The 22,497-nt window shown below is 69.0% G+C and carries 22 protein-coding genes and 2 pseudogenes; 11 read left to right on the top strand and 13 right to left on the bottom strand.

Going from position 1 to position 22,497, the window contains the following annotated elements; translation table 11 throughout:
• The first annotated feature begins 108 nt into the window (after nt 1–108).
• The 6 genes from paaA to OG966_RS20560 all read left to right on the top strand — a co-directional run bounded on the left by paaA (nt 109) and on the right by OG966_RS20560 (nt 4,997).
• On the top strand, nt 109–1,074 hold the full coding sequence (gene paaA, locus OG966_RS20585; protein ID WP_326651203.1) for a 1,2-phenylacetyl-CoA epoxidase subunit PaaA: 966 nt from the start codon (nt 109–111) through the stop codon (nt 1,072–1,074).
• Complete coding sequence (gene paaB / locus OG966_RS20580; protein WP_326651202.1) at nt 1,071–1,361, top strand: 1,2-phenylacetyl-CoA epoxidase subunit PaaB; 291 nt, start codon at nt 1,071–1,073, stop codon at nt 1,359–1,361. The genes paaA and paaB overlap by 4 nt, the downstream gene beginning before the upstream one ends.
• The gene (gene paaC, locus OG966_RS20575; RefSeq protein ID WP_326651201.1) at nt 1,358–2,074 is read left to right on the top strand and encodes a 1,2-phenylacetyl-CoA epoxidase subunit PaaC; all 717 of its coding nucleotides are present in this window, start codon (nt 1,358–1,360) and stop codon (nt 2,072–2,074) included. The genes paaB and paaC overlap by 4 nt, the downstream gene beginning before the upstream one ends.
• A gap of 8 nt (nt 2,075–2,082) precedes the next feature.
• A complete protein-coding gene (gene paaD / locus OG966_RS20570; RefSeq protein WP_326655295.1) occupies nt 2,083–2,631 on the top strand; it encodes a 1,2-phenylacetyl-CoA epoxidase subunit PaaD in 549 nt (182 codons plus the stop codon).
• On the top strand, nt 2,632–3,687 hold the full coding sequence (locus OG966_RS20565; protein WP_326651200.1) for a 2Fe-2S iron-sulfur cluster-binding protein: 1,056 nt from the start codon (nt 2,632–2,634) through the stop codon (nt 3,685–3,687).
• A 152-nt stretch (nt 3,688–3,839) separates the two neighbouring features.
• The gene (locus OG966_RS20560; RefSeq protein WP_326651199.1) at nt 3,840–4,997 is read left to right on the top strand and encodes an acyl-CoA dehydrogenase family protein; all 1,158 of its coding nucleotides are present in this window, start codon (nt 3,840–3,842) and stop codon (nt 4,995–4,997) included.
• A 29-nt stretch (nt 4,998–5,026) separates the two neighbouring features.
• Here OG966_RS20560 and OG966_RS20555 read toward each other — a convergent pair whose 3' ends face one another.
• The 4 genes and pseudogenes from OG966_RS20555 to OG966_RS20540 all read right to left on the bottom strand — a co-directional run.
• Entirely contained in the window at nt 5,027–5,371 is a 345-nt protein-coding gene (locus tag OG966_RS20555; protein WP_326651198.1) for a rhodanese-like domain-containing protein, read from the bottom strand.
• 65 nt (nt 5,372–5,436) lie between these two features.
• Nucleotides 5,437–6,270 (bottom strand): J domain-containing protein, encoded by an 834-nt coding sequence (locus OG966_RS20550; RefSeq protein ID WP_326651197.1) that lies wholly within the window; start codon nt 6,268–6,270, stop codon nt 5,437–5,439.
• Between the two features lie 33 nt (nt 6,271–6,303).
• Nucleotides 6,304–7,785, bottom strand: coding sequence for a DUF2252 domain-containing protein (locus tag OG966_RS20545; RefSeq protein ID WP_326651196.1), 1,482 nt, complete (start codon nt 7,783–7,785; stop codon nt 6,304–6,306).
• A 117-nt stretch (nt 7,786–7,902) separates the two neighbouring features.
• Nucleotides 7,903–8,184, bottom strand: a pseudogene (locus tag OG966_RS20540) (winged helix-turn-helix transcriptional regulator); the annotation flags it as partial.
• A gap of 60 nt (nt 8,185–8,244) precedes the next feature.
• Here OG966_RS20540 and OG966_RS20535 point away from each other — a divergent pair.
• Entirely contained in the window at nt 8,245–8,859 is a 615-nt protein-coding gene (locus tag OG966_RS20535; RefSeq protein WP_326651195.1) for an FMN-dependent NADH-azoreductase, read from the top strand.
• Nucleotides 8,860–9,035: 176 nt separating this feature from the next.
• Here the strand turns inward: OG966_RS20535 and OG966_RS20530 are convergent, their stop codons facing one another.
• The 6 genes from OG966_RS20530 to OG966_RS20505 all read right to left on the bottom strand — a co-directional run bounded on the left by OG966_RS20530 (nt 9,036) and on the right by OG966_RS20505 (nt 18,344).
• Nucleotides 9,036–9,695: a response regulator transcription factor gene (locus OG966_RS20530; protein ID WP_326655293.1), complete on the bottom strand. Its 660-nt coding sequence runs from the start codon at nt 9,693–9,695 to the stop codon at nt 9,036–9,038.
• A 35-nt stretch (nt 9,696–9,730) separates the two neighbouring features.
• Nucleotides 9,731–11,419 carry a sensor histidine kinase gene (locus OG966_RS20525; protein ID WP_326651194.1) on the bottom strand — a complete coding sequence of 563 codons (1,689 nt, stop codon included), beginning with the start codon at nt 11,417–11,419 and terminating at the stop codon, nt 9,731–9,733.
• Nucleotides 11,420–11,510: 91 nt separating this feature from the next.
• Nucleotides 11,511–13,547 carry an APC family permease gene (locus OG966_RS20520; protein WP_326651193.1) on the bottom strand — a complete coding sequence of 679 codons (2,037 nt, stop codon included), beginning with the start codon at nt 13,545–13,547 and terminating at the stop codon, nt 11,511–11,513.
• Between the two features lie 165 nt (nt 13,548–13,712).
• Nucleotides 13,713–14,699, bottom strand: coding sequence for a D-cysteine desulfhydrase family protein (locus tag OG966_RS20515; protein ID WP_326651192.1), 987 nt, complete (start codon nt 14,697–14,699; stop codon nt 13,713–13,715).
• Between the two features lie 174 nt (nt 14,700–14,873).
• Nucleotides 14,874–15,179 carry a hypothetical protein gene (locus OG966_RS20510; RefSeq protein ID WP_326651191.1) on the bottom strand — a complete coding sequence of 102 codons (306 nt, stop codon included), beginning with the start codon at nt 15,177–15,179 and terminating at the stop codon, nt 14,874–14,876.
• A gap of 348 nt (nt 15,180–15,527) precedes the next feature.
• On the bottom strand, nt 15,528–18,344 hold the full coding sequence (locus tag OG966_RS20505; RefSeq protein WP_326651190.1) for a Pls/PosA family non-ribosomal peptide synthetase: 2,817 nt from the start codon (nt 18,342–18,344) through the stop codon (nt 15,528–15,530).
• A 1,347-nt stretch (nt 18,345–19,691) separates the two neighbouring features.
• On the opposite strand from OG966_RS20505, the gene OG966_RS20500 reads away from it, so the two are divergent.
• From OG966_RS20500 to OG966_RS20490, 3 genes are all read left to right on the top strand, one after another.
• Nucleotides 19,692–20,129, top strand: a complete 438-nt coding sequence (locus OG966_RS20500; protein ID WP_326651189.1) for a hypothetical protein — start codon at nt 19,692–19,694, stop codon at nt 20,127–20,129.
• Nucleotides 20,130–20,534: 405 nt separating this feature from the next.
• On the top strand, nt 20,535–20,687 hold the full coding sequence (locus tag OG966_RS20495; protein ID WP_326651188.1) for a hypothetical protein: 153 nt from the start codon (nt 20,535–20,537) through the stop codon (nt 20,685–20,687).
• Between the two features lie 54 nt (nt 20,688–20,741).
• Nucleotides 20,742–21,113, top strand: a complete 372-nt coding sequence (locus tag OG966_RS20490; RefSeq protein WP_326651187.1) for an ArsR/SmtB family transcription factor — start codon at nt 20,742–20,744, stop codon at nt 21,111–21,113.
• A gap of 96 nt (nt 21,114–21,209) precedes the next feature.
• On the opposite strand, the pseudogene OG966_RS20485 reads toward OG966_RS20490, so the two are convergent.
• From OG966_RS20485 to OG966_RS20475, 3 genes and pseudogenes are all read right to left on the bottom strand, one after another.
• A pseudogene (locus tag OG966_RS20485) lies at nt 21,210–21,380 on the bottom strand (thioredoxin-disulfide reductase); the annotation flags it as partial.
• Between the two features lie 65 nt (nt 21,381–21,445).
• Nucleotides 21,446–21,868: an arsenate reductase ArsC gene (locus OG966_RS20480; protein ID WP_326651186.1), complete on the bottom strand. Its 423-nt coding sequence runs from the start codon at nt 21,866–21,868 to the stop codon at nt 21,446–21,448.
• Nucleotides 21,869–21,917: 49 nt separating this feature from the next.
• Entirely contained in the window at nt 21,918–22,079 is a 162-nt protein-coding gene (locus OG966_RS20475) for a hypothetical protein (RefSeq protein ID WP_326651185.1), read from the bottom strand.
• 74 nt (nt 22,080–22,153) lie between these two features.
• On the opposite strand from OG966_RS20475, the gene OG966_RS20470 reads away from it, so the two are divergent.
• On the top strand, nt 22,154–22,468 hold the full coding sequence (locus OG966_RS20470; protein WP_326651184.1) for an ArsR/SmtB family transcription factor: 315 nt from the start codon (nt 22,154–22,156) through the stop codon (nt 22,466–22,468).
• The last annotated feature ends 29 nt before the right edge of the window (nt 22,469–22,497 follow it).

The following is a 22,497-nucleotide window of genomic DNA, read 5'->3' as shown; positions in this document are numbered from 1 at the left end:
CCCGATCCCCATCGGTCCACCTCAGTTATCCACAGGGTTGACACCCTACGGGCCGTCGACTCACCATTGAAGTCAATGAACCGAACGATCGGTCGGTAAGGGGCCCGGATGACGGCAGTGACTGCGGATACGTACGAGGCGGTTTTTGACGCCGCCGTGGCCGCCGACGAGCGCATCGAGCCACGCGACTGGATGCCGGACGCGTACCGGGCCACGCTGGTGCGCCAGATGGCGCAGCACGCCCACTCCGAGATCATCGGAATGCAGCCCGAGGCGAACTGGATCACGCGGGCGCCCTCGCTCCGCCGCAAGGCGATCCTGATGGCCAAGGTGCAGGACGAAGCCGGCCACGGGCTGTACCTGTACAGCGCCGCCGAGACTTTGGGCACGAGCCGCGAGGAACTGCTCGACAAGCTCCACGCCGGCCGCCAGAGGTACTCCTCGATCTTCAACTACCCCACGCTGACCTGGGCCGATGTCGGCGCTATCGGCTGGCTGGTGGACGGCGCGGCAATCACCAACCAGGTGCCGCTCTGTCGCTGCTCCTACGGCCCGTACGCCCGCGCCATGGTCCGGATCTGCAAGGAGGAGTCCTTCCACCAGCGGCAGGGGTACGAGCTGCTGCTCAGCCTCTCCCGCGGGACGCCCGCGCAGCACGAGATGGCGCAGGACGCGGTGGACCGCTGGTGGTGGCCGTCGCTGATGATGTTCGGCCCGCCGGACGACGAGTCGGCGCATTCGACGCAGTCCATGGCATGGAAGATCAAGCGGCACTCCAATGACGAGCTGCGCCAGCGCTTCGTCGACATCTGCGTCCCGCAGGCCGAAGCCCTGGGCCTCACCCTCCCCGACCCCGATCTCCGGTGGAACGAGGAACGGGGGCACCACGACTTCGGCGCGATCGACTGGTCCGAGTTCCAGGAAGTCCTCAAAGGCAACGGCCCCTGCAACGAGCAGCGGATCACCCAGCGCCGTCAGGCGCACGAAGAGGGCGCCTGGGTCCGGGACGCGGCCGCTGCGTACGCCACGAAGCACCAAGCACAGCACGTGAAGCCCGGGGAGGCGACAGCATGAGCAGCTCGACCGACTGGCCGCTGTGGGAGGTCTTTGTGCGCTCGCGCCGAGGGCTGTCCCACACCCACGCGGGAAGCCTGCACGCCCCGGACGCCGAGATGGCCCTGCGCAACGCCCGCGACCTCTACACCCGGCGGAACGAAGGCGTCTCGATCTGGGTGGTGCCCTCCACGGAGATCACCGCCTCTTCGCCGGACGAGAAGGACTCCTTCTTCGAGCCTGCCGGCGACAAGCCCTACCGGCATCCGACCTTCTACGAGATTCCGGAAGGGGTGAAGCACCTGTGACCACGACGGTGAATGCCGCGGCACTCGCTCTCGGCGACGATGCGCTGGTGCTTTCGCACCGGCTGGGGGAGTGGGCGGGCCATGCGCCCGTGCTGGAGGAGGAGGTCGCCCTCGCCAATATCGCGCTGGACCTGCTGGGCCAGGCACGGGTGCTGCTCTCTCTCGTCGGTGACGAGGACGAGCTGGCGTATCTGCGCGAGGAGCGGGCCTTCCGCAATCTCGAGCTGGTCGAGCAGCCGAACGGCGACTTCGCGCACACGATCGCCCGCCAGCTCTACTTCTCCGTCTACCAGCGCTTGCTGTACGGACGGCTGGCGGCCGGGGACAGTGAGTTCGCCGGGCTCGCGGCGAAGGCGGTCAAGGAAGTCGCGTACCACCAGGACCACGCCGAGCACTGGACCGAGCGGCTCGGTGACGGCACGGACGAGAGCCATGAGCGGATGCAGCGGGCGTGCGACGCGCTGTGGCGGTTCACCGGCGAGATGTTCCAGCCGGTCGACGGGCTGGACATCGACTGGCAGTCGTTGCAGGACAACTGGCTCGAGACCGTCACCGCGGTCCTGGAGCGGGCGACACTGACCGTGCCCGGCGGGCCGCGGTCCGGCGGATGGGCGGCGGGCGCCGGACGACAGGGTCTGCACACCGAGTCCTTCGGGCGGATGCTTGCCGAGATGCAGCATCTGCACCGAAGCCATCCGGGGGCGTCATGGTGACCGAGATGATGACAGCTGAGTCCGTGGCAGGAGCCTCGACCGGGACGACAAGCAGGACCCCGACCGGGACCGATACGCGACTCGAGGCCGAACTGCGCAGGCTCGCGGGTTCCGTGCCCGACCCGGAGCTGCCGGTGCTGACGCTGGAGGAGCTCGGTGTGCTCCGCGGAGTCCAGATCCTCGGACCCGGCAGGGTAGAGGTCGAGCTGACCCCCACGTACACCGGCTGCCCGGCGATCGAGGCCATGACCTCGGACATCGAGCAGGTTCTGCACGATCACGGGATACCGGACGTCTCGGTGATCAAGGTCCTCTCCCCGGCCTGGTCGACGGACGACATCAGCGAGGAAGGACGGCGCAAGCTCGCCGAGTTCGGAATAGCCCCGCCCCGCTCACACGCGGCGGAGGGACCGGTGCCGCTCACCCTCTCCGTGCGCTGCCCGCAATGCGGATCGACCGACACCGAGCTGCTCAGCAGGTTCTCCTCCACCGCCTGCAAGGCACTGCGCCGCTGCGTCGCCTGCCGCGAACCCTTCGACCACTTCAAGGAGTTGTAGATGTTCCATTCGCTCCGGGTCAGCGAGGTCGAACAGCTCACGGACGACTCGGTCGCCGTCACCCTCCAGGTGCCGCCCCAGCTGCGGGAGGCCTTCCGCCACACCCCCGGTCAGCATCTCGCCCTGCGCCGACTCGTGCAGGGCCAGGAGATCCGTCGTACGTACTCCATCTGCGCTCCGGCCGCCCCGGCCGGCAGTGACCCGGTACTGCGCGTGGGCATCCGGCTGGTCGACGGTGGCGAGTTCTCGACATATGCGCTGAAGGAGCTCGCCGTGGGCGACACCGTCGAGGTGATGCCTCCGATGGGCCGGTTCCTCCTCGCGCCGCGTCCCGGGCACTTCGCAGCGGTCGTCGGCGGCAGCGGCATCACCCCCGTGCTGTCGATGGCGGCGACCGTGCTGGCGCGGGAACCTGAGGCCCGGTTCTGTCTGATACGCAGCGACCGTACCGCGGCGTCGACGATGTTCCTGGATGAGGTCGCCGATCTGAAGGACCGCTTCCCGGACCGCTTCCAGCTGGTCACTGTGCTCTCCCGGGAGGAACAGCAGTCAGGTCTGCCGTCCGGACGGCTCGACCAGGAGCGGCTGACCGGACTGCTGCCGGCTCTGCTTCCGGTGGCGGACGTGGACGGCTGGTTCCTGTGCGGCCCCTTCGGCCTGGTCCAGGGCGCCGAGCGCGCGCTGCGCGGGCTCGGCGTGGACCGCAGCCGTATCCACGAGGAGATCTTCCATGTCGACGACGGCTCCGCGCGCGCTTCGGCGTCGGTGACCGCCCCGGCCCACGCCTCACTCACCGCGACCCTCGACGGCCGGTCCGGCAAGTGGCCGGTACAGGAAGGCGAATCGCTGCTGGAGACAGTGCTGCGCAGCCGCTCGGACGCTCCGTACGCGTGCAAGGGCGGGGTCTGCGGCACTTGCAGGGCCTTCCTGGTTTCGGGCGAGGTACGCATGGACCGCAACTTCGCGCTGGAGCCGGAGGAGACCGACGCGGGCTATGTACTGGCCTGCCAGTCCCATCCGGCCACGCCGGAGGTGGAGTTGGACTTCGACCGCTGACGACGACCGACCGCCACTGAGCCTCCGACCTCGCTGTCGTTCCTTTCGGGCCATGTTCCTTACAGGGCTGTGTTCTTTTTCAAGAACGTGTTCTATCTTGACGGTCCGTCAGGCAGTGATTCGGGCAGCGCCGGTGCGTGGGAGGACAGGCAGTGGACTTCACCTTCACCGAGGAGCAGCAGGCGGCCGTCGAGGCAGCGAAGGCGGTCTTCTCAGGCGTCGCGCCGGACGGAGTGCCGAGCCCCGCGCTCACTCCGGGCGCGGTGGCCGAGGAGTTCGACAGGCCTCTGTGGGCCAAGCTCGCGGACACCGATCTGCTGAGTCTGGTTCTGTCGCCGGACCACGGCGGGGCCGGGCTCAACCCCATAGCGCTCTGCCTGGTACTGCGCGAGTCCGCGAAGGTGCTGGCACGGGTGCCGTTGCTGGAGACGAGCGCGGTCGCCATGGCCGTTGAGCGTTACGGCAGGCCGGAGTTGAGCGACGAAATCCTTCCCCGGATCGGCCGCGGCGAGCTGGTGCTGACCGTCGGCGCCAACGGCCGCACCGGCCATGACCCCGCCGAGCTCGCCGTCACCGCACGCCCGGACAGCGAGCACAGGGACGGCTGGGTACTCGAAGGCGTGCAGACAGGCGTGCCCTGGGCGCAGTGCGCGGACCGGATCGCCGTGCCGGCACACACCGATGATGGGCGTGCCGTGTTCGCCCTGGTCCCCCGGAACCGGGAAGGTATCGCTCTCGCCGAGCAGATCTCCACCAGCGGCGAGCGCTTCGCCGAGGTCAGCCTGGACTCCGTGCGGATCGACAGCAGCGAACTGATCGACGCCGAGGGCGCCTGGGACTGGCTGCGCCAGCTCCTCGCCATCGGGACCTGCGCACTCGCGCTCGGACTCGGCGAGGGCGTGCTCTCCATGACGAGTGCATACACCGGCAAACGCGAGCAGTTCGGCTTCCCGGTCGCGACGTTCCAGGCCGTCGCGGTCCAGGCAGCCGACCGCTATATCGATCTCCGCGCGATGGAAGCGACCCTCTGGCAGGCGGCCTGGAGACTGGCGCCGTCGCCCCGTGACCCTGGGGTCGGCGGTCCGCTGCCTGTGGCCGGCGATGTCGCGGTGGCGAAGATCTGGGCCTCGGAGGGTGTACGCCGCGTCGTCCAGACCGCACAGCATCTACACGGAGGCTTCGGCGCGGACACCGACTATCCGCTGCACCGCTACCACGCGTGGGCCAAGCAGCTCGAGCTCTCACTCGGTCCGGCCGCGGCCCATGAGGAGGCCCTCGGCGATCTGCTGGCCGCCCATCCCCTCGGCTAGCAGATCGCCCGCGCACGGCCGGCAAAGCCTCAGAGGACGGAGGCCGGGCCGCCGTTGTCAGTGACCATCGGACGCCCGGCGCCCTCCCAGGCGAGCATGCCGCCGTCGATGTTCACGGCGTCGATGCCCTGCTGCACCAGATACTGCGTGACCTGCGCGGACCGGCCGCCGACGCGGCACATCACGTACGCCCGGCCGCCATCGGCCACTGCCTCGGTCACTTCACCGAAGCGGGCCACGAAGTCGCTCATCGGGACGTGCAGCGCGCCCTCGACATGCCCGGACGCCCATTCGTCGTTCTCCCGGACATCCAGCACCAGGCCGCCGGAAGGTACCGCCGCGACGTCCACCGAGGGCAGTGGGGCGAAATTCATGGGTCATGCCTTCTCTCGTGCGTTCGCAGCAGGGTTCTGAGGCTTTCTGAAAAGCCTCAGGCAACCTACTGCACCATTCCGGACAGTTCCGCCTCACGCTCGGCGACCTGGGCAAGCAACTGCTCGGCGATCTCCTCCAGCAGCCGGTCCGGGTCGTCGGGCGCCATCCGCAGCATCGCGCCGATCGCACTCTCCTCCAGCTCCCGGGCCACCACGGTCAGCAGCTCCTTGCGCTGCGACAGCCACTCGAGCCGGGCATAGAGCTCCTCGCTCTCACTGAGCTGCTGCTCAGGAGGCACGGGCCCGGCCGCCCACTCCTCGGCCAGCTCCCGCAGCATGGCCGCGTCCCCGAGCGCGTACGCGGCGTTCACCCGCGTGATGAACTCATCACGCCGCGCCCGCTCCGTCTCGTCCTGGGCCAGGTCCGGATGCGCCTTGCGCGCCAGCTCACGGTAGAGCTTGCGGGCCTCCTCGCTCGGCCGCACCCGCTTCGGCGCCCGTACGGGCTGGTCGTTCAGCATCGCGGCTGCCTCGGGGGACAGGCCGTCGGAGTCCATCCAGTCGTGGAAGAGCTCGTCGACCCCGGGCATGGGCATCACCATGGCCCGCGCTTCCTGTGCCTTGCGCAGATCCTCCGGGTCGCCGGTGGCTGCGGCCCGGGCCTCCGCGATCTGGGCTTCCAGCTCGTCCAGGCGCGCATACATCGGACCGAGCTTCTGGTGATGCAGTCGGGAGAAGTTCTCCACTTCGACCCGGAACGTCTCCAGTGCGATCTCGAACTCGATCAACGCCTGCTCGGCCGCGCGCACCGCCTTGTCCAGCCGGGCCTCGGGCCGCGTCTGCGCGTCCTGCTCTTCGTCATTCCGGGTCGTCGGCCCCCCGGATGCATCCTCGGTCACCCGTCCAGCCTACGGGCGCGGCGGAGCCCCCCGTCACACCCCCAGCTCAGCGGCTATCCGACCGTTCTTGACCGCTGCCAGAAGCTCCTCGTGGTCCGCTTCCGTACGGTCCGCGTAGGTTATGGCGAAGCCGGCGACCGCCTCGTCGAGCTCCTCGTTCTTGCCGCAGTACCCGGCGATCAGCCGCGGGTCGGCGCTGTGCGCATGCGCTCTGGCCAGCAGCGCGCCTGTCATCCGTCCGTAGTCGTCGACCTGGTCCGGCGCGAGCGCCGCCGGGTCCACACTGCCCTTGCGGTTCCTGAACTGCCGCACCTGGAACGGCCGTCCGTCCACCGTCGTCCAGCCCAGCAGGATGTCGCTGACCACCTGCATCCGCTTCTGCCCGAGCACCACCCGGCGCCCCTCGTGCTCCGCATCCGCGACCGCGAACCCGGCGGCCGGCAGATGGGGCACCAGCGCCGAGGCCCGCGCCTCCTTCACCTGGAGCACCAGCGCTTCGCCCCGGTGGTCGAGCAGCAGCACCACGTACGACCTGGTGCCGACGCTCCCGGTCCCCACCACCCGGAACGCCACGTCATGGATCGCGTAGCGCGCGAGCAGCGGCAGCCGGTCCTCCGACACGGTGGCCAGGTACTCCGCGAGTGCGGAGGCAACGGCTGCCGCCTCCGCGTCCGGTACCCGCCGCAGCACCGGCGGCGCATCCACGAAGCGCCGTCCGCCGTCGCCGCACTCCTCCGTCGCCTTGGCGGCGAAGCGCGCACTCGTGTTGTTCCGAGCCTTCGCCGAGACCCGCTCCAGGGTGCCGAGCAGATCCCGCGCGTCCGTGTGGGAGACCAGCTCCTCGTCGGCGATGGCATTCCACGCGTCCAGCGACGGCAGCTTCGCCAGCAGCCGCATGGTGCGCCGGTACGCCCCAACGGTGTCGAACGCGGCCGCCCGGCAGACGGTTTCGTCCGCGCCTGCCACACGCCCTGCCAGCACGAGTGAGACCGCGAGCCGCTTGAGGTCCCACTCCCACGGGCCGACGACGGTCTCGTCGAAGTCGTTCAGATCCATCACGAGGCGGCCGCGCGCGTCGCCGTACAGCCCGAAGTTCGCCGCGTGCGCATCACCGCAGATCTGCGCGCCCACCCCAGTGACCGGAGTGCCCACCAGGTCGTGGGCCATCAGCCCGGCCGAACCGCGCAGAAAGGCGAAGGGGGTGGCGGTCATCCGGCCCACCCGTATCGGTGTGAGCTCCGGCACCCGGCCCCGGCTCGACTCCTCGACGGCCTGGACCGCACCGGGCCGCTCCACGGCGAGCACCAGCGAGTCGTGCGAGGACCGCGGGATCCTGTCCCGAAGGGCCTTGCCCTCCGCCTTCGGTGACCGCGCGGTACCGGGGGCGCCGGCCGTCCCGTCCGCCGTGCGCCGCGCAAAGCCGGCCACCACAGGAATGCGCCCGTGGCTGGAATCTGCCCCGCCACCGCCCGACTCCGGTCGCTGCACCGGCGTCACCGTCCCAGCCTCGCTCATGACGCGGTGCCTCCCCGTTGTAAGACTTCAACATCAACTACCAGAGACCGTACCGCTGCCGGTCACAACCGTCTCCCCCTGTGGATAACGTGGATAACGGAGCGGCCCCGATCGGGCTCAGCAGCCGTTCGCGTCGCTGTGTCCCAGATACGTCTCCGCCCACAGCGCCAGCTCTTTGAGCGCGGGCTCCATCGCGGCCCCGGCCTCGGTCAGCCGGTAGGCGACCCTCAGCGGCGGCCCTTCGTCGACCTCTCGCACCACCAGCCCCGCCGCGCCCAGCTCGGCCAGCCGGTCAGAGAGCATGCGCTCGCTGATGCCCGGAATGGCTCGCCTCAACTCGGCGAAATGCACCGCGTGCTGCATCAGCACCGAGACGATCGGCCCGGTCCAGCGCTTGCCGAGCTATCCATAGCTGCATACGGATTTTTAGCACCCCCGCAACTCTCCCTGGAGCACCTCATGGCCACGCTGCTGCATCTCGACTCTGCCGTCTTCCCCCAGGGCTCGGCCTCCCGCGACATCACCACGGCGTTCGTCCAGGCCTGGCAGGAGCAGCACCCCGAAGGCACGGTCGTCTACCGCGACCTCGCCGCCGCCCCCCTGCCCCATCTGGACATCGCCGCCGTCTCCGCAGGCATCGACAACCCCCTGCGCGCCGAGCTCGCCGCCGAGCTCGAAGCGGCAGACGCCGTGCTGATCGGCGCACCGATGTACAACTTCACGATCCCCTCGACCCTCAAGGCATGGCTGGACCAGGTGATCGTCGTCGGTCACAACGCGAGCGTCCCCGACGGCCCGGTGGCCGGCACCCCGGTGACCGTCGTCGCCAGCCGCGGCGGCTCCTACGCCCCCGGCACCCCGCGCGAGGACTTCGAGTTCGTCCAGAACTACCTGGAGAAGGTGTTCACCGGCATGCTCGGCGCCGAGGTCGACTTCATCGTCCCCGAGCTGACGATGGCTCACTCCAGGCCGGAAATGGCCGAGCTCATCCCGCTCGCCGACGCCTCCCGCACCAAGGCACTGGACGAGGCCACCCAGAAGGGCAAGGAGCTGGCCGCGCGCCTCGCCGCCTGATCGCGCGCACCGGACACGAGCGCCCGCGGGGGACGAACCGAGACACCTCGCGGGCGTTTCACGTGAAGCAGCCAGCACGGATGTTCCACGTGAAACGTCGCTCACGGACCGCCCGATCAGCGTCCGGCGATCAGCATCCGTGGGTCACCGCCCCGTAGCGCGTCGCGACCCAGCGCTCACAGCCCCGCGTCGCGCGCCAGCAGCGCCGCCTGCACCCGGTTCTCACACTCGAGCTTCGCCAGGATCCGGCTCACATACGTCTTCACCGTCGCCTCGCTCATATGCAGCCGCCGACCGGCGTCCGCGTTGGACAGCCCCTCCCCAAGCAGCGCCAGCACCTCCCGCTCGCGCCCACTCAGCCCTGCGACCCGTGCCCGTGCCTCCTCACCGCGCGCCGCCGCCCGCCCCGAGGACAGCTGGTCCACCACATGCCGGGTCGCGCCGGGAGAGAGATACGCATCGCCCGCGGCGGCCGCCCGCACCGCTCGGATCAGTTCCGCGGGCGCCGTGTCCTTCAGCAGAAACCCCGCGCCCCCGCCCTCCAGCGCTCGCAGTACGTTCTCCCGCTCGCCGAAGGTCGTCAGTACGATGGCCCGCGCCGCTGGGAGAGACCTGCGCAGCTCCCCCAAGGCGGTGAGCCCGTCCATCACCGGCATCTGGATGTCGAGCAGCACCACATCGGCGCTGTGCGAAAGGGCCAGGTCAATCGCCTCACGGCCGTTCGCCGCCTCGGCAACGACCTCGATCTCGCGGTCCGAGGTGAGGATCATCCGGATCCCGGCCCTTATCAGCGGCTCGTCATCGGCGATGACGACCCGGATCAGCGACCCCGTCACAGCCACCCCCACTTCCACCCCGCACCTCGCTGCGCCTACCGGCTGGCCTCATAGGCCTTCTTCTCGATCAGCTTGCCGCCCTTGAAGCAGAACCGGAACACCGGCTCGGTGTCGATGTTGTGCCCCACCTCGGAGGACATCAGCACCAGGCACTCAGAACCCTCGGGCTCCCTCGGACCCGTTCCGGCCAGCCCGGTCGTCGTGATCGTGTCCCCGCTCGGCAGCCGGTCGCGGACCTCGTCCTCGTCCGCCCCGATCTGCACTCGCTCGTACTCTCCCGGGTCGATCATCCCCTTGTTCACGGAGCTCACCAGGAAGAACAGCCCGAAGACACCCGCCGCCGCCAGCACCAGCACAGCCGCCAGCGCGATTCCGCAGCCCAGTGCCCACCCGCCGCTCCGGTCGCGGCCGCCCATCGCCTGCTCCCGCTCGGAGACGGTCCAGTCCATGACCGGAGCACCGTTCCCGAGCGCGGCCTTCGGCGACTGCTGACGGAAGTCGTCCTCCGCGGCGACGAACGGCGCCGCCTCCACCACCCCGTAGGGCAGCACCCCCGCCACCCGGAAGCCCCCGCCGTCCGCCGGCGCCGTATGCACCATGCCGCCGACCAGCCGCGCCCGCTCACGAAGTCCGGTCAGCCCCTGTCCGCCGCTCACCACCTCGCCCTGCGTCACGCCCCCAGAAGCCCCATTGACGATCTCGACGACGAACGAGTCGGGCTCGTACCGCAGCTCCACACCGATCGGCGCGCCGGGAGCGTGCTTGTACGCATTGGTCAGCGCCTCCTGCACGATGCGGTACGCCGCATGATCGGCCGCCGCGGCAAGCGGCCGCACCTCGCCAGTACGCCGCAGCTTCACGGTGTTCCCCGCCACCCGCGCCGCCCCGACGAGCCCCTCGATCCCGGCTGTTCCGCGCGCGGACCGCCCCGGCTCGTCCACCGGCGCGGGCCCCTCGACCCCGTCCCGCAGAATTCCGACCACCTCACGCAGCTCGTGCATCGCGGTCACCGAGGCGCCCCGCAGCACCCCGACCGCCTCCCGCTGCCTGGGCGTCAGCTCGCGGTCCACCTCGAGCGCCCCTGTGTGCACGGATATCAGCGCCAGTTGGTGGCCGAGGCTGTCGTGCATGTCCTGCGCGATCCGCTGCCGCTCACGAAGCCGCGCCTGCCCCGCCACCATCGCGTGTTCACGCAGCAGTTGGGCATTGCGCTCCTGCAGCGCATGCAGCAGGGTCCTGCGCTGCGTCCAGTACCGGCTGGCCAGACCCGGCACAACCGTCGTCGCCAGAAAGTACAGAGTGGTGAACAGGACGAAGCTCATGGGTGCCTGCTGCGACCAGACGTCCAGGAGCGTGGAGGCGACACAGAAGACGTACGCGACGGTGAACGCCGCCAGCGTCCGCCCGGCGCCCACGATCCTGCGACCGGCCGACCACCCCACGACCATCAGCAGCGCGGCGAAACCGCTCAGAATCGGCCCCAGCGCAGCCGCCACCAGCAGCACCGGCGCGGGCATCCGCCGTCGCAGCAGCGACAGCACCGCGGCCGCCGCCCCCACGGCGAGCAGCTGCAGCCCTTCGCCGCCCAGCAGTTCCTCGGTCCCTGCCGCCATGAGGCCGAGCACCAGCGCGAGCACCGCCTCGCCGGCGGTCCGTCGCCGCGACCACAACTCGGGCGCCGCCAGCCACTGCCAGCCCGCCCGGAACTTCGATGACGCATCCACGCCCGAACCCTAAGCAGCCAACCCCGCTGTGCACGGCCCACTTTCGTCGTACGCGGCAGCGACGAAGGTCGCGCAGCTGAAGCCTGACCGGCTACTGATGCGTGCTGACGTCTTCGCTCTGGTCGGGCGTGGTGGGTTCACCGCGGCGGACGGAGCCGGGGGCACGGGCGGCGGGGTGGTCGGCTCGGGCGGAGGAGGTGAGCTGCCAGGGGACGCTGGTCACCATGACCCCAGGGGTGAAGAGCAGGCGGCTCTTGAGCCACAGCGCGGACTGGTTGTGCAGCAGGTTCTCCCACCAGTGACCCACGACGTACTCGGGGATGAAGACCGCGACGACGTCCCGCGGACTGTCGCGCCGGATCGAGCGCACGTACTCCAGGACGGATCTGGTGATCTCGCGGTACGGGGAGTCGAGGACCTTGAGCGGCACCGGGATCTCGTAGTTCTCCCACTGCCGTTGGAGCTCGAGAGCCGCGTCGCGGTCGACCGCGACGGTGAGTGCTTCCAGATGGTCGGGCCTGAAGGCGCGGGCGTAGGCCAGTGCTCGCAGGGTGGGCTTGTGGATGGTGGAAACCAGCACGATGGCCAGTACGCGGGAAGGCGGCATCATCTCGCTTCGCGGGTCGGTGACCGCCATTTCCGCCGCGACGGCGTCGTAGTGACGGCGGATGCCCCGCATCATCACCCAGAGCACGATCGCGGCGAGCACTGCCAGCCAGGCCCCCTGAGTGAACTTGGTGGCCAGCACGATGACCAGGACCAGGAAGGTCGTGACCGCGCCGGTGGCGTTGATGACACGGGCGACGTGGTGGCGGCGGCGTAGCACCGGGTCGATCTCGGTGCGCAGCTCACGGTTCCAGTGCCGGACCATGCCCGTCTGGGAGAGTGTGAAGGAGGTGAACACGCCCAGGATGTAGAGGTGGATGAGGCTGGTGACATTCGCCTTGTACGCCCACAGCAGCACACCGGCCACGACGGCCAGGGCGAGGATGCCGTTGGAGAAGGCGAGCCGGTCGCCGCGGTTGTGGAGCTGGCGCGGCAGATAGCGGTGCTGGGCAAGGATCGAGGCGAGCAGCGGGAAGCCGTTGAAGGCGGTGTTCGCGGCGAGGATCAGGACCAGGGCAGTGGCGGCCTGGAGGAAGTAGAAGCCGACGCTGTTCTCGCCGCCGAAGACGGCGGCGGCGAGCTGGGCGATGACGGTGCGCTGGGTGTACGAGGAGCAGTCGCCGGTCAGACCGGTGAGCCGGCAGGCGTCGTCGGTGATGTGCACCTTGGCGACGATGGCGAGCGTGGTGACGCCAACGAACATGGTGATGGCGATGATGCCCATCGCGGCCAGGGTGGCCGCCGCGTTCTTCGACTTGGGCTTGCGGAACGCCGGCACACCGTTGGAGATCGCCTCCACACCGGTCAGTGCGGTACAGCCACTGGAGAAGGCACGCAGGACCAGCATCGTCAGGGCCAGCCCGGTCAGGCTCGCGTCCCCGGGCTGCGGCTTGATGCCGTACGCGGCGCTCTCGGCCACCGGTGCGTCGCCGAGCAGGTAGCGGAACAGGCCCGTGCCGACCATGATCAGCACCCCGCCGATGAACAGATACGTCGGGGTGGCGAATGCCTGGCCGGATTCGCGCACCCCGCGCAGGTTCATCGCGGTCAGGACGGCCACGAAGACCAGCGCCATCACAACCCGGTAGTCGACCAGGGCGGGCACGGCCGAAATGACGTTGTCGACTCCGGAGGCGACCGAGACGGCCACGGTCATCACATAGTCGACGAGCAGCGAGGCGGCGACCACCAGACCGGCGGAGGGGCCCAGGTTCGTCGAGGCGACTTCGTACGATCCGCCGCCGCTCGGGTAGGCGTACACGACCTGGCGGTAGGAGAGCACCACCACCGTCATCAGCGCGACGACCGCGGCCGCGATCCACGGCGTGAAATGCAGATAGGCCAGCCCGCCAAGGGTGAGCACCAGCAGGATCTCCTGGGTGGCGTAGGCCACCGAGGACAGCGGGTCGGAAGCGAAGATCGGCAGGGCGAGACGCTTGGGCAGCAGCGTCCCGCCCAGCTCCTCACTGCGCATGGCGCGGCCGATGACCAGCCGTTTGAGAACTGCTGTCACGTTGAACACGGCGCGAGCGTAAGCCGCGGCACCTGCGCAGCAGCACGACTCCGATAGGGGGACAGGCACATCGAACTCGTTAGGATTCCCCACCGCTGCGTACATATGGAGCAATTGATCCCACAGCGGCCGCCCGGAGCAGGTAATCGCGGCCGACGGGCCCGGGCGGACGCACTAACCTCCGGCGGTGAGCGCGGCTGCTGCCCGCGCGAGCGTGGCCGGGTGGCCGAAGAGCCCGGGAAGACCGCCCGAGTGCAGAAGGATCGTGCGCTGTCCTGGGACGATGTCGCCGGCTTCGGTTGCGGCGATCAGGCCGGCCATCGCGCGTCCGGTGTAGACCGGGTCGAGCACGATGCCTTCGGTGTGTGCGGCCAGCGTCATGGCGGCCATGACCCGCTCGGTCAAAGCACCGTAACCGTCGCCGACCTGGTCGAGCCGGAGCCTGAGCGCCTCCGGCGCGCAGTGCGTGCCGGACAGGCCGGAGGCCAGTTCGGACACGGTCCGGGCAGGGTCGCCGACGGCACCGCAGTGAACGCCGAGGACGCGCGCGGGACCCAGCACGTCGACCAGGCCTGCCATGGTGCCACCGGAGCCGACCGCGACGACGACAGTCGCCAAGTCAGGGGCCTGAGCGAGGAGTTCGCGACCGCATTCGACATACCCACGCGCACCGAGCACGCTCGAACCACCGAAGGGGATGAGCGCCGGGACAGCGCCGCGATGTCGCAGCTGCTCCGCCACCTGCTCGGCGGCGGAGCGGAGAGCCTCGCCTCCGACGTCACCGGCCCACACAACCGTCGCACCGAAGAGCCCGTTGAGGGCGAGGTTCCCGGACGCCGACGACCCGGGTGAGCCGGCGAGCACGAGTACGACGTCGAGCCCCAGCCGGGCGCCGGCGGCGGCGGTCAGCCGCGCGTGGTTGCTCTGCGGCGCACCGCTGGTCACCAGGGTCGTCGCGCCGTCGGCCAGTGCGGCGCCGCAGATCCACTCAAGTTTGCGGATCTTGTTGCCGCCGCCGCCCAGGCCGGTGAGGTCGTCGCGTTTGACCGACAGGTCGTCGGGGTTGAGGCCGAGTGCACCGGCCAGCCGCGGCATGGGCTCGAGCGGGGTCGGCCACGTGCCGAGCGTGGCCCGTTGCGGGGTTCGGTCGTCGGAAGTCACGTCACCAACCTTTCCGCGGTGCAGCCGTACATCGAGCCAACGCCGACCCGATCCGCGCGCCGGCTCGCACCGGTGGACGGTCCGCGCGCTACCAGGTGTGTGGCACCGAGATATACCCGTAGTTTCCCGCGTCCCATGATGCCGACTTTACGGATGAGAGCCGCATCGACGGCGTCACGCATCGAGGCGGTCTCCCCTGCCGGGCCGGGTGATGAGGTACGCGCCGATGCCGTCGGGAAGGGCACGCCTGGAACCGCTCCAGGTCGGGCGCGGGGGTCTGCACGCCGTACTCAGGGCCCAGTCGCGCTCAAGAGCCTCGCTCTGCGCACGGTCTCGGGATGGGGTGGCCGTGACGACGAACGCCGAGACACCCGTGAGCAGAGCGACCAGGCCGTTGAGCGCCGCCCTGCCGAGCCACTTCGGGCCCTGCTCCGCGTACCAGTGAATGACGATGCCGGTCCGGGTGAGCTTCAGCAGCATGGCCAGAACGGCCGGTCACGGTATGCCGCCGGCGCAGCGTCACCGGCGCCCCGCGGAGGGCGCCGGGCACTGGCAGGCCCTCGAGTACGGCGACCAGGAATGGCAGACACCACAGGCGGAGAACCAGCCGCCGGGTCGGACCCCCACCGGCCACCTCGCACCGGCCGACTGGCGATCAGCTCCAGTCGCCCCGCGTCGGTTTCTCTTCGTTTTGTGGGGAACCGACGAAATGCGCTGGCCAGACGCGACGGGTGGCGCCGCGCAGGTATTTCCCGCGAACAGCAAGATCGTTTCCCGTGGGCTGCTCAGCAACGGTGACGTGAAGCGCGCCCGCCGACCGCAGGAAGCTCAAAGAACGCGGGCCACGGAGGTGCCTTCTCGGGCCGGGTTTCCGCCCCACCGCGCTTGAGAGGGAACTTCCTCGCCCTTCATCAGGAAGGAGTCGGCGGCCAGCTGTGCCTGGTCGCCGATCGTGGTGCCGTAGTGGACCAACGCGTTCACGCCGAGGGTCACGCCCGCGCCGATCGTGGCGTGGTCGGACTTGAAGGCGCCGTCCTCCTGCGAGTGGCATTGGATGATCGTCCCGGCGTTGAGGGTGCAGCCGTCCCCGATGCTGACGAGGGTCCGCTCGGTGATCGAGCAGCCGTCGTCGAAGACCCGGCGGCCGATCCGCACGCCCAGCAGCCGCCAGACCATGGTCTTGAACGGGGTGCCGTTGAAGGCCTGCATGTACTGGTGCGACGTCAGCTTCCAGAAGCGTTCGTGCCCCCAGAAGTCGGCCTGGTAGATCGAGCAGTACAGCGGCTTCACCGGGCGGATTCGTATAACGGCCCGTTCGACCAGCGTGAAGTAGACGATGGTGAACACCAGGGTGAGCAGACCGGCCAGCACGAAGGCCGGCACACCGATGGTCTGGTAGAGCTCGACGGCGGCCATGGTGATGAGGGCGAATACGAAGAAGTGGAACCATCGCACCAGCAGGTGCAGGCTCGCGGTGAGCGCGTTGTGCTTGTTCTTGACAGCGAGTCGGCGGCGCAGCTCATCACCGTGGGCCAGGTGGTCGAACTGGGTGTCGCGCAGCACCGTGCGCGGGATCTCGAAGCTGGGTGAGCCAAGCAGTCCCACGCCTTCGCGCACCGGCCCGTCGATGGGGACCATGACCTTCGTCGCGAGCAGGCAGTTGTCGCCGGTCCGGCCGCGTGAAGGGTAGAGGATGCGGTTGCCGAGGAAGTTGCCCGGCCCTATCGAGGTCGGGGAGCAGCAAAAGGACGAGCTGGAGAAGTCGGCGTTGATGATCGACAAGCCGTCGGCGACCATCGTTCCACTCCCGACCGTGCTGAGGTAAGGGGTGTCGTGCTTGACCAGCGTGCCGAAGTTCGACCCGGTCTGCGCGATGTGGCACAGGTCGTATCCGAGGCACCGCAGGTAGTGCACGATCGCGGAGCTGTCGCCGAAGAGCGTGGTGAAGAATCTGATGTTGGTCAGCCGCGTGATCGCCCGCTGGATGCCGTGGTGGAAGCCGTACAGCGGGTAGACCGTGCCCGGTTTGATCGCCAGGCTGAGCAACCGTGGCACCGTGCTCACCACCAGCAGGCCCACCAATATGCCGCCGAAGAAGGCCACCAGGGAAGCGACGAGCGCCTCGAGGTAGAACGCGGGGCTGGTGAAGGCCGGCGGCCCCAAGGTGAACACCGCGTTCAGCTGCGGCACCACGGTGAACACAAGGCTCACCCCCGCCAGCGTCAGCGGCAGGTACACCAGCAGCATGGCAAGCAGCTGCGACAGGCTGTAGAAAGCCCTGCGAAGGGGGCCGCAAGCGGCAGGCTCGACAGCCCGGAAATCGGTCGTCGTCGACTGCGCCGGAGTGCCGTGCCACGACTCTCCGACCGGCACCACCTGCCCGGAATGCAGGGAGGAGGCGTGGCCCAGCTGGGTGTCGTCGCCCATCGACGTCCCGATGTCGACGACGGCCTGCTCGCTGACAGTCACATCAGCGCCAAGGGTGACGGGGCCCATCTCGATCCAGCCGTCGTGCGCCCGGTAGCAGGACATCAGCACGTCCTTGCGGACGACCGTGCCGTCACCGATGGACAGGAGGTCGGTGCAGACAGGGACGGTGCGGGAAAGGATGGTGACGCCCTTTCCGATGCGTGCGCCGAGGGCCCTGAGGTAGAGCACGTACAGCGGTGAACCGGTGAACAGACGCACCGGGCTGGTTCGGATGAGGGTCTTGACGCACCAGAATCGCAGGTAGGCGAAACTCCACACGGGGAACCGGCGCGGGGTGAAACGGCCGACGAGTATCCACTTGGCCGCAATGGGCAGCGCGCAGACGCCGAAGAAGAGCGCTGTACTGAACAACACCGCCCGCAGGTAGACGCCGGCCGTCCCCGAGCCTTCCAGGGTCCACTCGTAACCGAGGACGGCAATCGTGGCGCCGAGGGAGGAGAAAACAAGGAACATCAGCAGCTGGGCCGTCCCGCACAGCACATACCGCCAGGGGCCGGACTGCGGCGCACCCGATGCCTCGGACGGGGCATCGCCACGCCCCGGGGCCGGCTGGGAGGGCTGTGACGGCGCGCGCCCGGGTGCCGTGGGCTGGACAGCGGCGGGAGCGTCCGCGAACGCGGCGGCCAGGCTCTGGATCGTCGAATGCTCGTAGATGTCCTTCATCGACACCGTCGGCAGATCGTCCCGCTTGCGCACCCGCGCACAGAACTGAGCCATCACCAGCGAATCAGCACCCAGATCCGTGAAGAAATCAGCGTCCACCCGCACCCGCTCGGTACGCAGAACACCACCCAGAACCTCCACCAGCAGGCTCTCGGTGCCGGCGACTGGCACATCCGTCGGGGACTCAACCACCCCAACGGACAGTGCGTCCTCCTGCGCCGGGGAGAAGGTGCTGTCCGTGAACGCAGCAGCCAGGCTCCGAACCGTCGAGTGCTGGTAGATGTCCTTCATCGACACCGTCGGCAGATCGTCCCGCTTGCGCACCCGCGCACAGAACTGAGCCATCACCAGCGAATCAGCACCCAGATCCGTGAAGAAATCAGCGTCCACCGGCACCCGCTCGGTACGCAGAACACCACCCAGAACCTCCACCAGCAGGCTCTCGGTGCCAACCGCTGCACCATCCGTGCCCGCCGTGGTCTCGGAAGACATGTGCCGTCGCCTCCAGTCAGGCCGTCCACTGTCAGATCACCGCCGAAACCGTCACGCCCCTGCTGCGCACATCGGGACGTAACACCAACAGCGGCGCCCAGCGCCTTCCGATCGCCGGTTGACCGGCCAGGGGCAGCGGCAGGCACCCGGTGCGGAGATCGGATCGAGACCGATCAATCGCCGTTTGCCGACGCACAGAAGGGCGCACACAAGGAAGAGTCGTCCGAGGCCGGCGACACGGACGGCCTGGCCCGGTGCTGAAAAGCTGTATCCATGCTTTCAGGCTCCGAAAAAATATTGACTTCTACCATCCGGCACGTGTCCGAACCACCCCCCGCCGACCGGCGGGGAGCCTCCGGCCATGTGGCTGCGCTTCTCCAGGAGGAGGCGGTACGTAGGCTTCCGGGCTGCCGACCTGCTTCAATTCCCCTCGGGGCGCTGTCACCGCAGCTGAGAGCCCCTGTCGGAGAAGTCCGACAGAGGCTTTTCGGCGTCGCATAGCAGTGAAGTGCAGCAACTGCGTCTGATCCAATCCACCCAGGTGCTTCCCAGCTTCCGAAGAGCCTTCCGTGCCCCCATTCCTGCGCGTACCACCATGACTCGCTGCTGTCCGAAGCCCCTGCCCGGGCTGAGGGCCAACAGGCTTGCGTCGCTGTCTACTTCGTGCCACAACCCGATGCATGGCGGGGCGCCGGCCGCGGCCGGCGCTCTGGTGACCCCGAAGGCGTGAGCCGGAGCGTGAGCGTCGATCCGGACCTGCTCGGAGCGGTGCCCGCTCGGCCGCGCGCCCCGAGTGCGGGTCAGCGGAGGATAAGCACCCCACCTGGGATCTGCCGATTACTCCGAGTTATTGATAATCAGCGTGTGCCGACCGGGTGTGACGATCGATCGGCTGCGCGGGGGGGGCAAGCTCGCCCTTGGGATCGGACGTGGAGTCCCCAACCGGTCGAAACGAGGAGCGAGTACATGAGTCCTGCCAGGACAGGGTCCCGACTGGGTCTGCTGACTCGTCGAGCCAACTGGACCGCGGGCGGCGCGGTCGCCGCACTCGCGCTGGTCCTGGCGGCCGGGCTCGTCAGTCCGGTCGCGGGCGCGGCTCAGAGCGTGGGCGGACGCGTGAGCGTGTCGAGCGGCCCGGGCGGCGGAGACGACAAGTGCAGGGACGGGTCGGACCGCCGCGGCAAGGACAAGTGCGAGGGCCCGATGGGACCGACGGGACCGACGGGGGCTACGGGACCGACCGGGGCTACGGGGCCTGCCGGGCCCGCGGGATCGACCGGGCCTGCCGGACCTGCCGGGCCTGCCGGGCCTGCCGGGCCTGCCGGGCCTGCCGGGCCCACGGTCAATGTGGGTGCGAGCATCTTCGCCGCCGAATCTCAGACCATCCCGGCCAACGCCGAGACCCAGATCATTTTCAGTGGCGCCGCCTACGACACGGACACGATGTTCGACGCGACGAACTCGACGCTGGAAGTCAACACCGCCGGGCGCTACCTCCTCAAGGGAAGGATTCTCTGGAACTTCACTGCGAATAACGAGGGGCAGCGTCAACTTCGTATCTCCGTCAACGGCAGTGTCGTCGCCTTTGACGGGCAGGACACCTCGGACGCCCCGGTAGGCATGGGCACCTCGCAGGACGTGTCAACGATTGTTCAGCTGAATGTCGGTGACGTGATCTCCCTCAGGGCCTTCCAGACCACCGGAAGTGTCGCCACCTCGGCCTGGCTGTTCACAGGAGAGACCAACGTGGCTCCCCAGCTCCAGGCGGAGTGGCTCGCGCCGTAGGCCACGCCCTCGTCCGACCACATCCCCACACGTCCCTCGCAGCCGAGAACCCCTGTCGAGAAGTCGGGGAGGGGCTCTTCGGTGTCGCGGCGCGGAACTGGACCCGGGGCGGCGGGTTCTTCGCGTCGCGAGGCGAAGGTCAGCCGTCACCACCCGGTTCGACCGCCGGGGAAAGGCCCAGCCTGTCCAGCAGCAGATCGAACGGGTCCTCCATGACATGCAAGCCACTGCGGAATGCGGACGCCCTCCAACCCCTCACACCAGCGAGACCTCGCCGTCGGGCAGCCGGCCCTCCCAGTAGCCGTCGACGAGATCGAGCATCTGCGCGGGCGCGACCGCGACCTGCTCCGACCTGAGTGCGGCGACCGCCACCAGCGGGCATCCGGCCCCAGCATCCGGCCGGGCTTGTCCTTCCCGCTGGTCTCAGCTGCCCGCGGCGGGCAGGACGAGTACGACGTATCCGAGCTCTCGACCGCCAGGTTCTCGATCCTCGTGTACGTGCTGGGCCCGGTCATCGGCGGCGTCAGCGAGAAGGGTGAACCCCAAGTGAACAGGTGACACGGGGAGCCTACGACCAGCCATTCGGGCGAAGTCGATTCGTATGCTGCCTAGATGACCGTCCCTGCATCGGGCCAGACGTGCGAGGAGCCAACTGGGGCATGCGCGCCCACCTTGACCGCCCCCCTCCCGGGGCGGGAGCAGATCGAGCGCACCGCTCGCGTGCTGAAGGCGATCGCTGACCCCACCCGGCTGCAGCTACTGCACCTGATCCAGACCGCTCCCGGCGGTGAGGCCTGCGTCTGCAATCTGACGGAGAAGCTCGGGCTGCGGCAGCCCACCATCAGCCATCACCTCAAGACCATGGCCGCTGCGGGCCTCCTGTCGCGGGAGAAGCGCGGCACCTGGGTCTGGTACACGGTGGACCGCGAGGGGATGGAAGCGGTACAGGACATGCTGCGGTCATCGGTCGGCGCCCTGACCTGACAGTTTTGCCCATGAGAGCCTCGGGGGGGGAGTCGATAGGCCTCCGTTGCCACCGGTGATCGCTCCTCGCCTGCGCGGCCACCTTCCCAGCCGGTGTCAGACGGTCGCGGCGACCGGCGCCGCTGTCTTGTCGCTGAGGGCGGCAAGGTACCGCTCCGCGTCCAGGGCCGCCGCGCAGCCGGAGCCCGCAGCGGTGACGGCCTGGCGGTAGGTGTGGTCGCCGACGTCGCCCGCGGCGAACACACCGGGGAGGTTCGTACGCGTGGAGGAGAGAGCGGCGGTGTAGCCGGCGGGGCCGGAGCCTATGACGATGACGCTCCGGGTCTCGCCGCTCACTTGGCGGTCTCCGCGTCGATCTCGGCGATCAGGCCCTCGACGAGCTTCTTGATCTCATCGCGGATGGGGCGGACGGCCTCGACGCCCTGCCCGGCCGGGTCGTCCAGCTTCCAGTCCAAGTACCGCTTGCCGGGGAAGACCGGGCACGTGTCGCCGCAGCCCATGGTGATGCAGACGTCCGACTCGCGGACAGCGTCGACCGTGAGGATCTTCGGGGTCTCGGCGGAGATGTCGATGCCGACCTCGCGCATCGCCTCTACCGCGGCCGGGTTCACGGCGTCGCCGGGGTTGGATCCCGCAGAGCGGACCTCGATACGGTCCCCGGCCAGGTGGGTCAGCCAAGCGGCGGCCATCTGCGAACGCCCGGCGTTGTGGACGCAGACGAACAGCACGGACGCGGCGGGGGTGGTGGAGGACATCGGTTCTTCCTTCGTGTATCGGTTCAACAGGTCTGCGGACAGGCGTGGTTCATCGGTACACCCGCGCGTGCTCGGCGAGGAGCTGGTGGGAGTCGGCGAGCAGCTGCTGCACGGTCTCCACGGAGAAGTGGCCCTGGTGCCGGGCGGCCAGGCGGGCCGCTCCGGCGGCAAGACGTGCATCGGGCAGGGCGGGGAGTGGCGAGGCGGACATGGGAACCCCTTCGACGGGCCCTACGACTCAGTCCGGACTGGTGTCAGCTCCGGCTGATGTGAGAGTATCAGCCCATGATGACGTCAGTCGACACTGACCTGATGCGGGTGCTGGCCGACCCGCTCAGGCTCCAGATCGTGACCCTGCTCGCCCACGAGACGCTCTGCACCACGCACCTGGTCGAGGAGACCGGTGCCAAGCAGACCAACCTCTCCAACCACCTGAAGGTGCTGCGCGAGGCCGGTGTCGTCGAGACGGAGCCGTGCGGCCGCTTCACCTACTACAAGCTGCGGCCCGAGGTCATCGTCCAGCTCGCCGGTCAGTTCTCCGACCTGGCCGAGACCGCGCGTGCCACAGCCGAGGCGAACCTCAAGCGCTCCTGCCCCTGATCGCGCCCTGATCACGTCGTCCTGTCGTA

Origin of the sequence: Streptomyces sp. NBC_01750 (assembly GCF_035918095.1) — a bacterium.
GTDB lineage: Bacteria > Actinomycetota > Actinomycetes > Streptomycetales > Streptomycetaceae > Streptomyces.
The sequence above is the reverse complement of the archived record's forward strand: the minus strand, read 5'-3'. Positions and strand labels throughout refer to the sequence as shown.

Coding starts and splice junctions, on each gene's coding strand:
- paaA (WP_326651203.1), top strand. CDS start 109: ATGACGGCAGTGACTGCGGATACGTACGAGGCGGTTTTTGACGCCGCC.
- paaB (WP_326651202.1), top strand. CDS start 1,071: ATGAGCAGCTCGACCGACTGGCCGCTGTGGGAGGTCTTTGTGCGCTCG.
- paaD (WP_326655295.1), top strand. CDS start 2,083: ATGACAGCTGAGTCCGTGGCAGGAGCCTCGACCGGGACGACAAGCAGG.
- OG966_RS20565 (WP_326651200.1), top strand. CDS start 2,632: ATGTTCCATTCGCTCCGGGTCAGCGAGGTCGAACAGCTCACGGACGAC.
- OG966_RS20555 (WP_326651198.1), bottom strand. CDS start 5,371: ATGAATTTCGCCCCACTGCCCTCGGTGGACGTCGCGGCGGTACCTTCC.
- OG966_RS20545 (WP_326651196.1), bottom strand. CDS start 7,785: ATGAGCGAGGCTGGGACGGTGACGCCGGTGCAGCGACCGGAGTCGGGC.
- OG966_RS20535 (WP_326651195.1), top strand. CDS start 8,245: ATGGCCACGCTGCTGCATCTCGACTCTGCCGTCTTCCCCCAGGGCTCG.
- OG966_RS20510 (WP_326651191.1), bottom strand. CDS start 15,179: ATGCTGCTGAAGCTCACCCGGACCGGCATCGTCATTCACTGGTACGCG.
- OG966_RS20505 (WP_326651190.1), bottom strand. CDS start 18,344: ATGTCTTCCGAGACCACGGCGGGCACGGATGGTGCAGCGGTTGGCACC.
- OG966_RS20490 (WP_326651187.1), top strand. CDS start 20,742: ATGACCGTCCCTGCATCGGGCCAGACGTGCGAGGAGCCAACTGGGGCA.
- OG966_RS20480 (WP_326651186.1), bottom strand. CDS start 21,868: ATGTCCTCCACCACCCCCGCCGCGTCCGTGCTGTTCGTCTGCGTCCAC.
- OG966_RS20475 (WP_326651185.1), bottom strand. CDS start 22,079: ATGTCCGCCTCGCCACTCCCCGCCCTGCCCGATGCACGTCTTGCCGCC.
- OG966_RS20470 (WP_326651184.1), top strand. CDS start 22,154: ATGATGACGTCAGTCGACACTGACCTGATGCGGGTGCTGGCCGACCCG.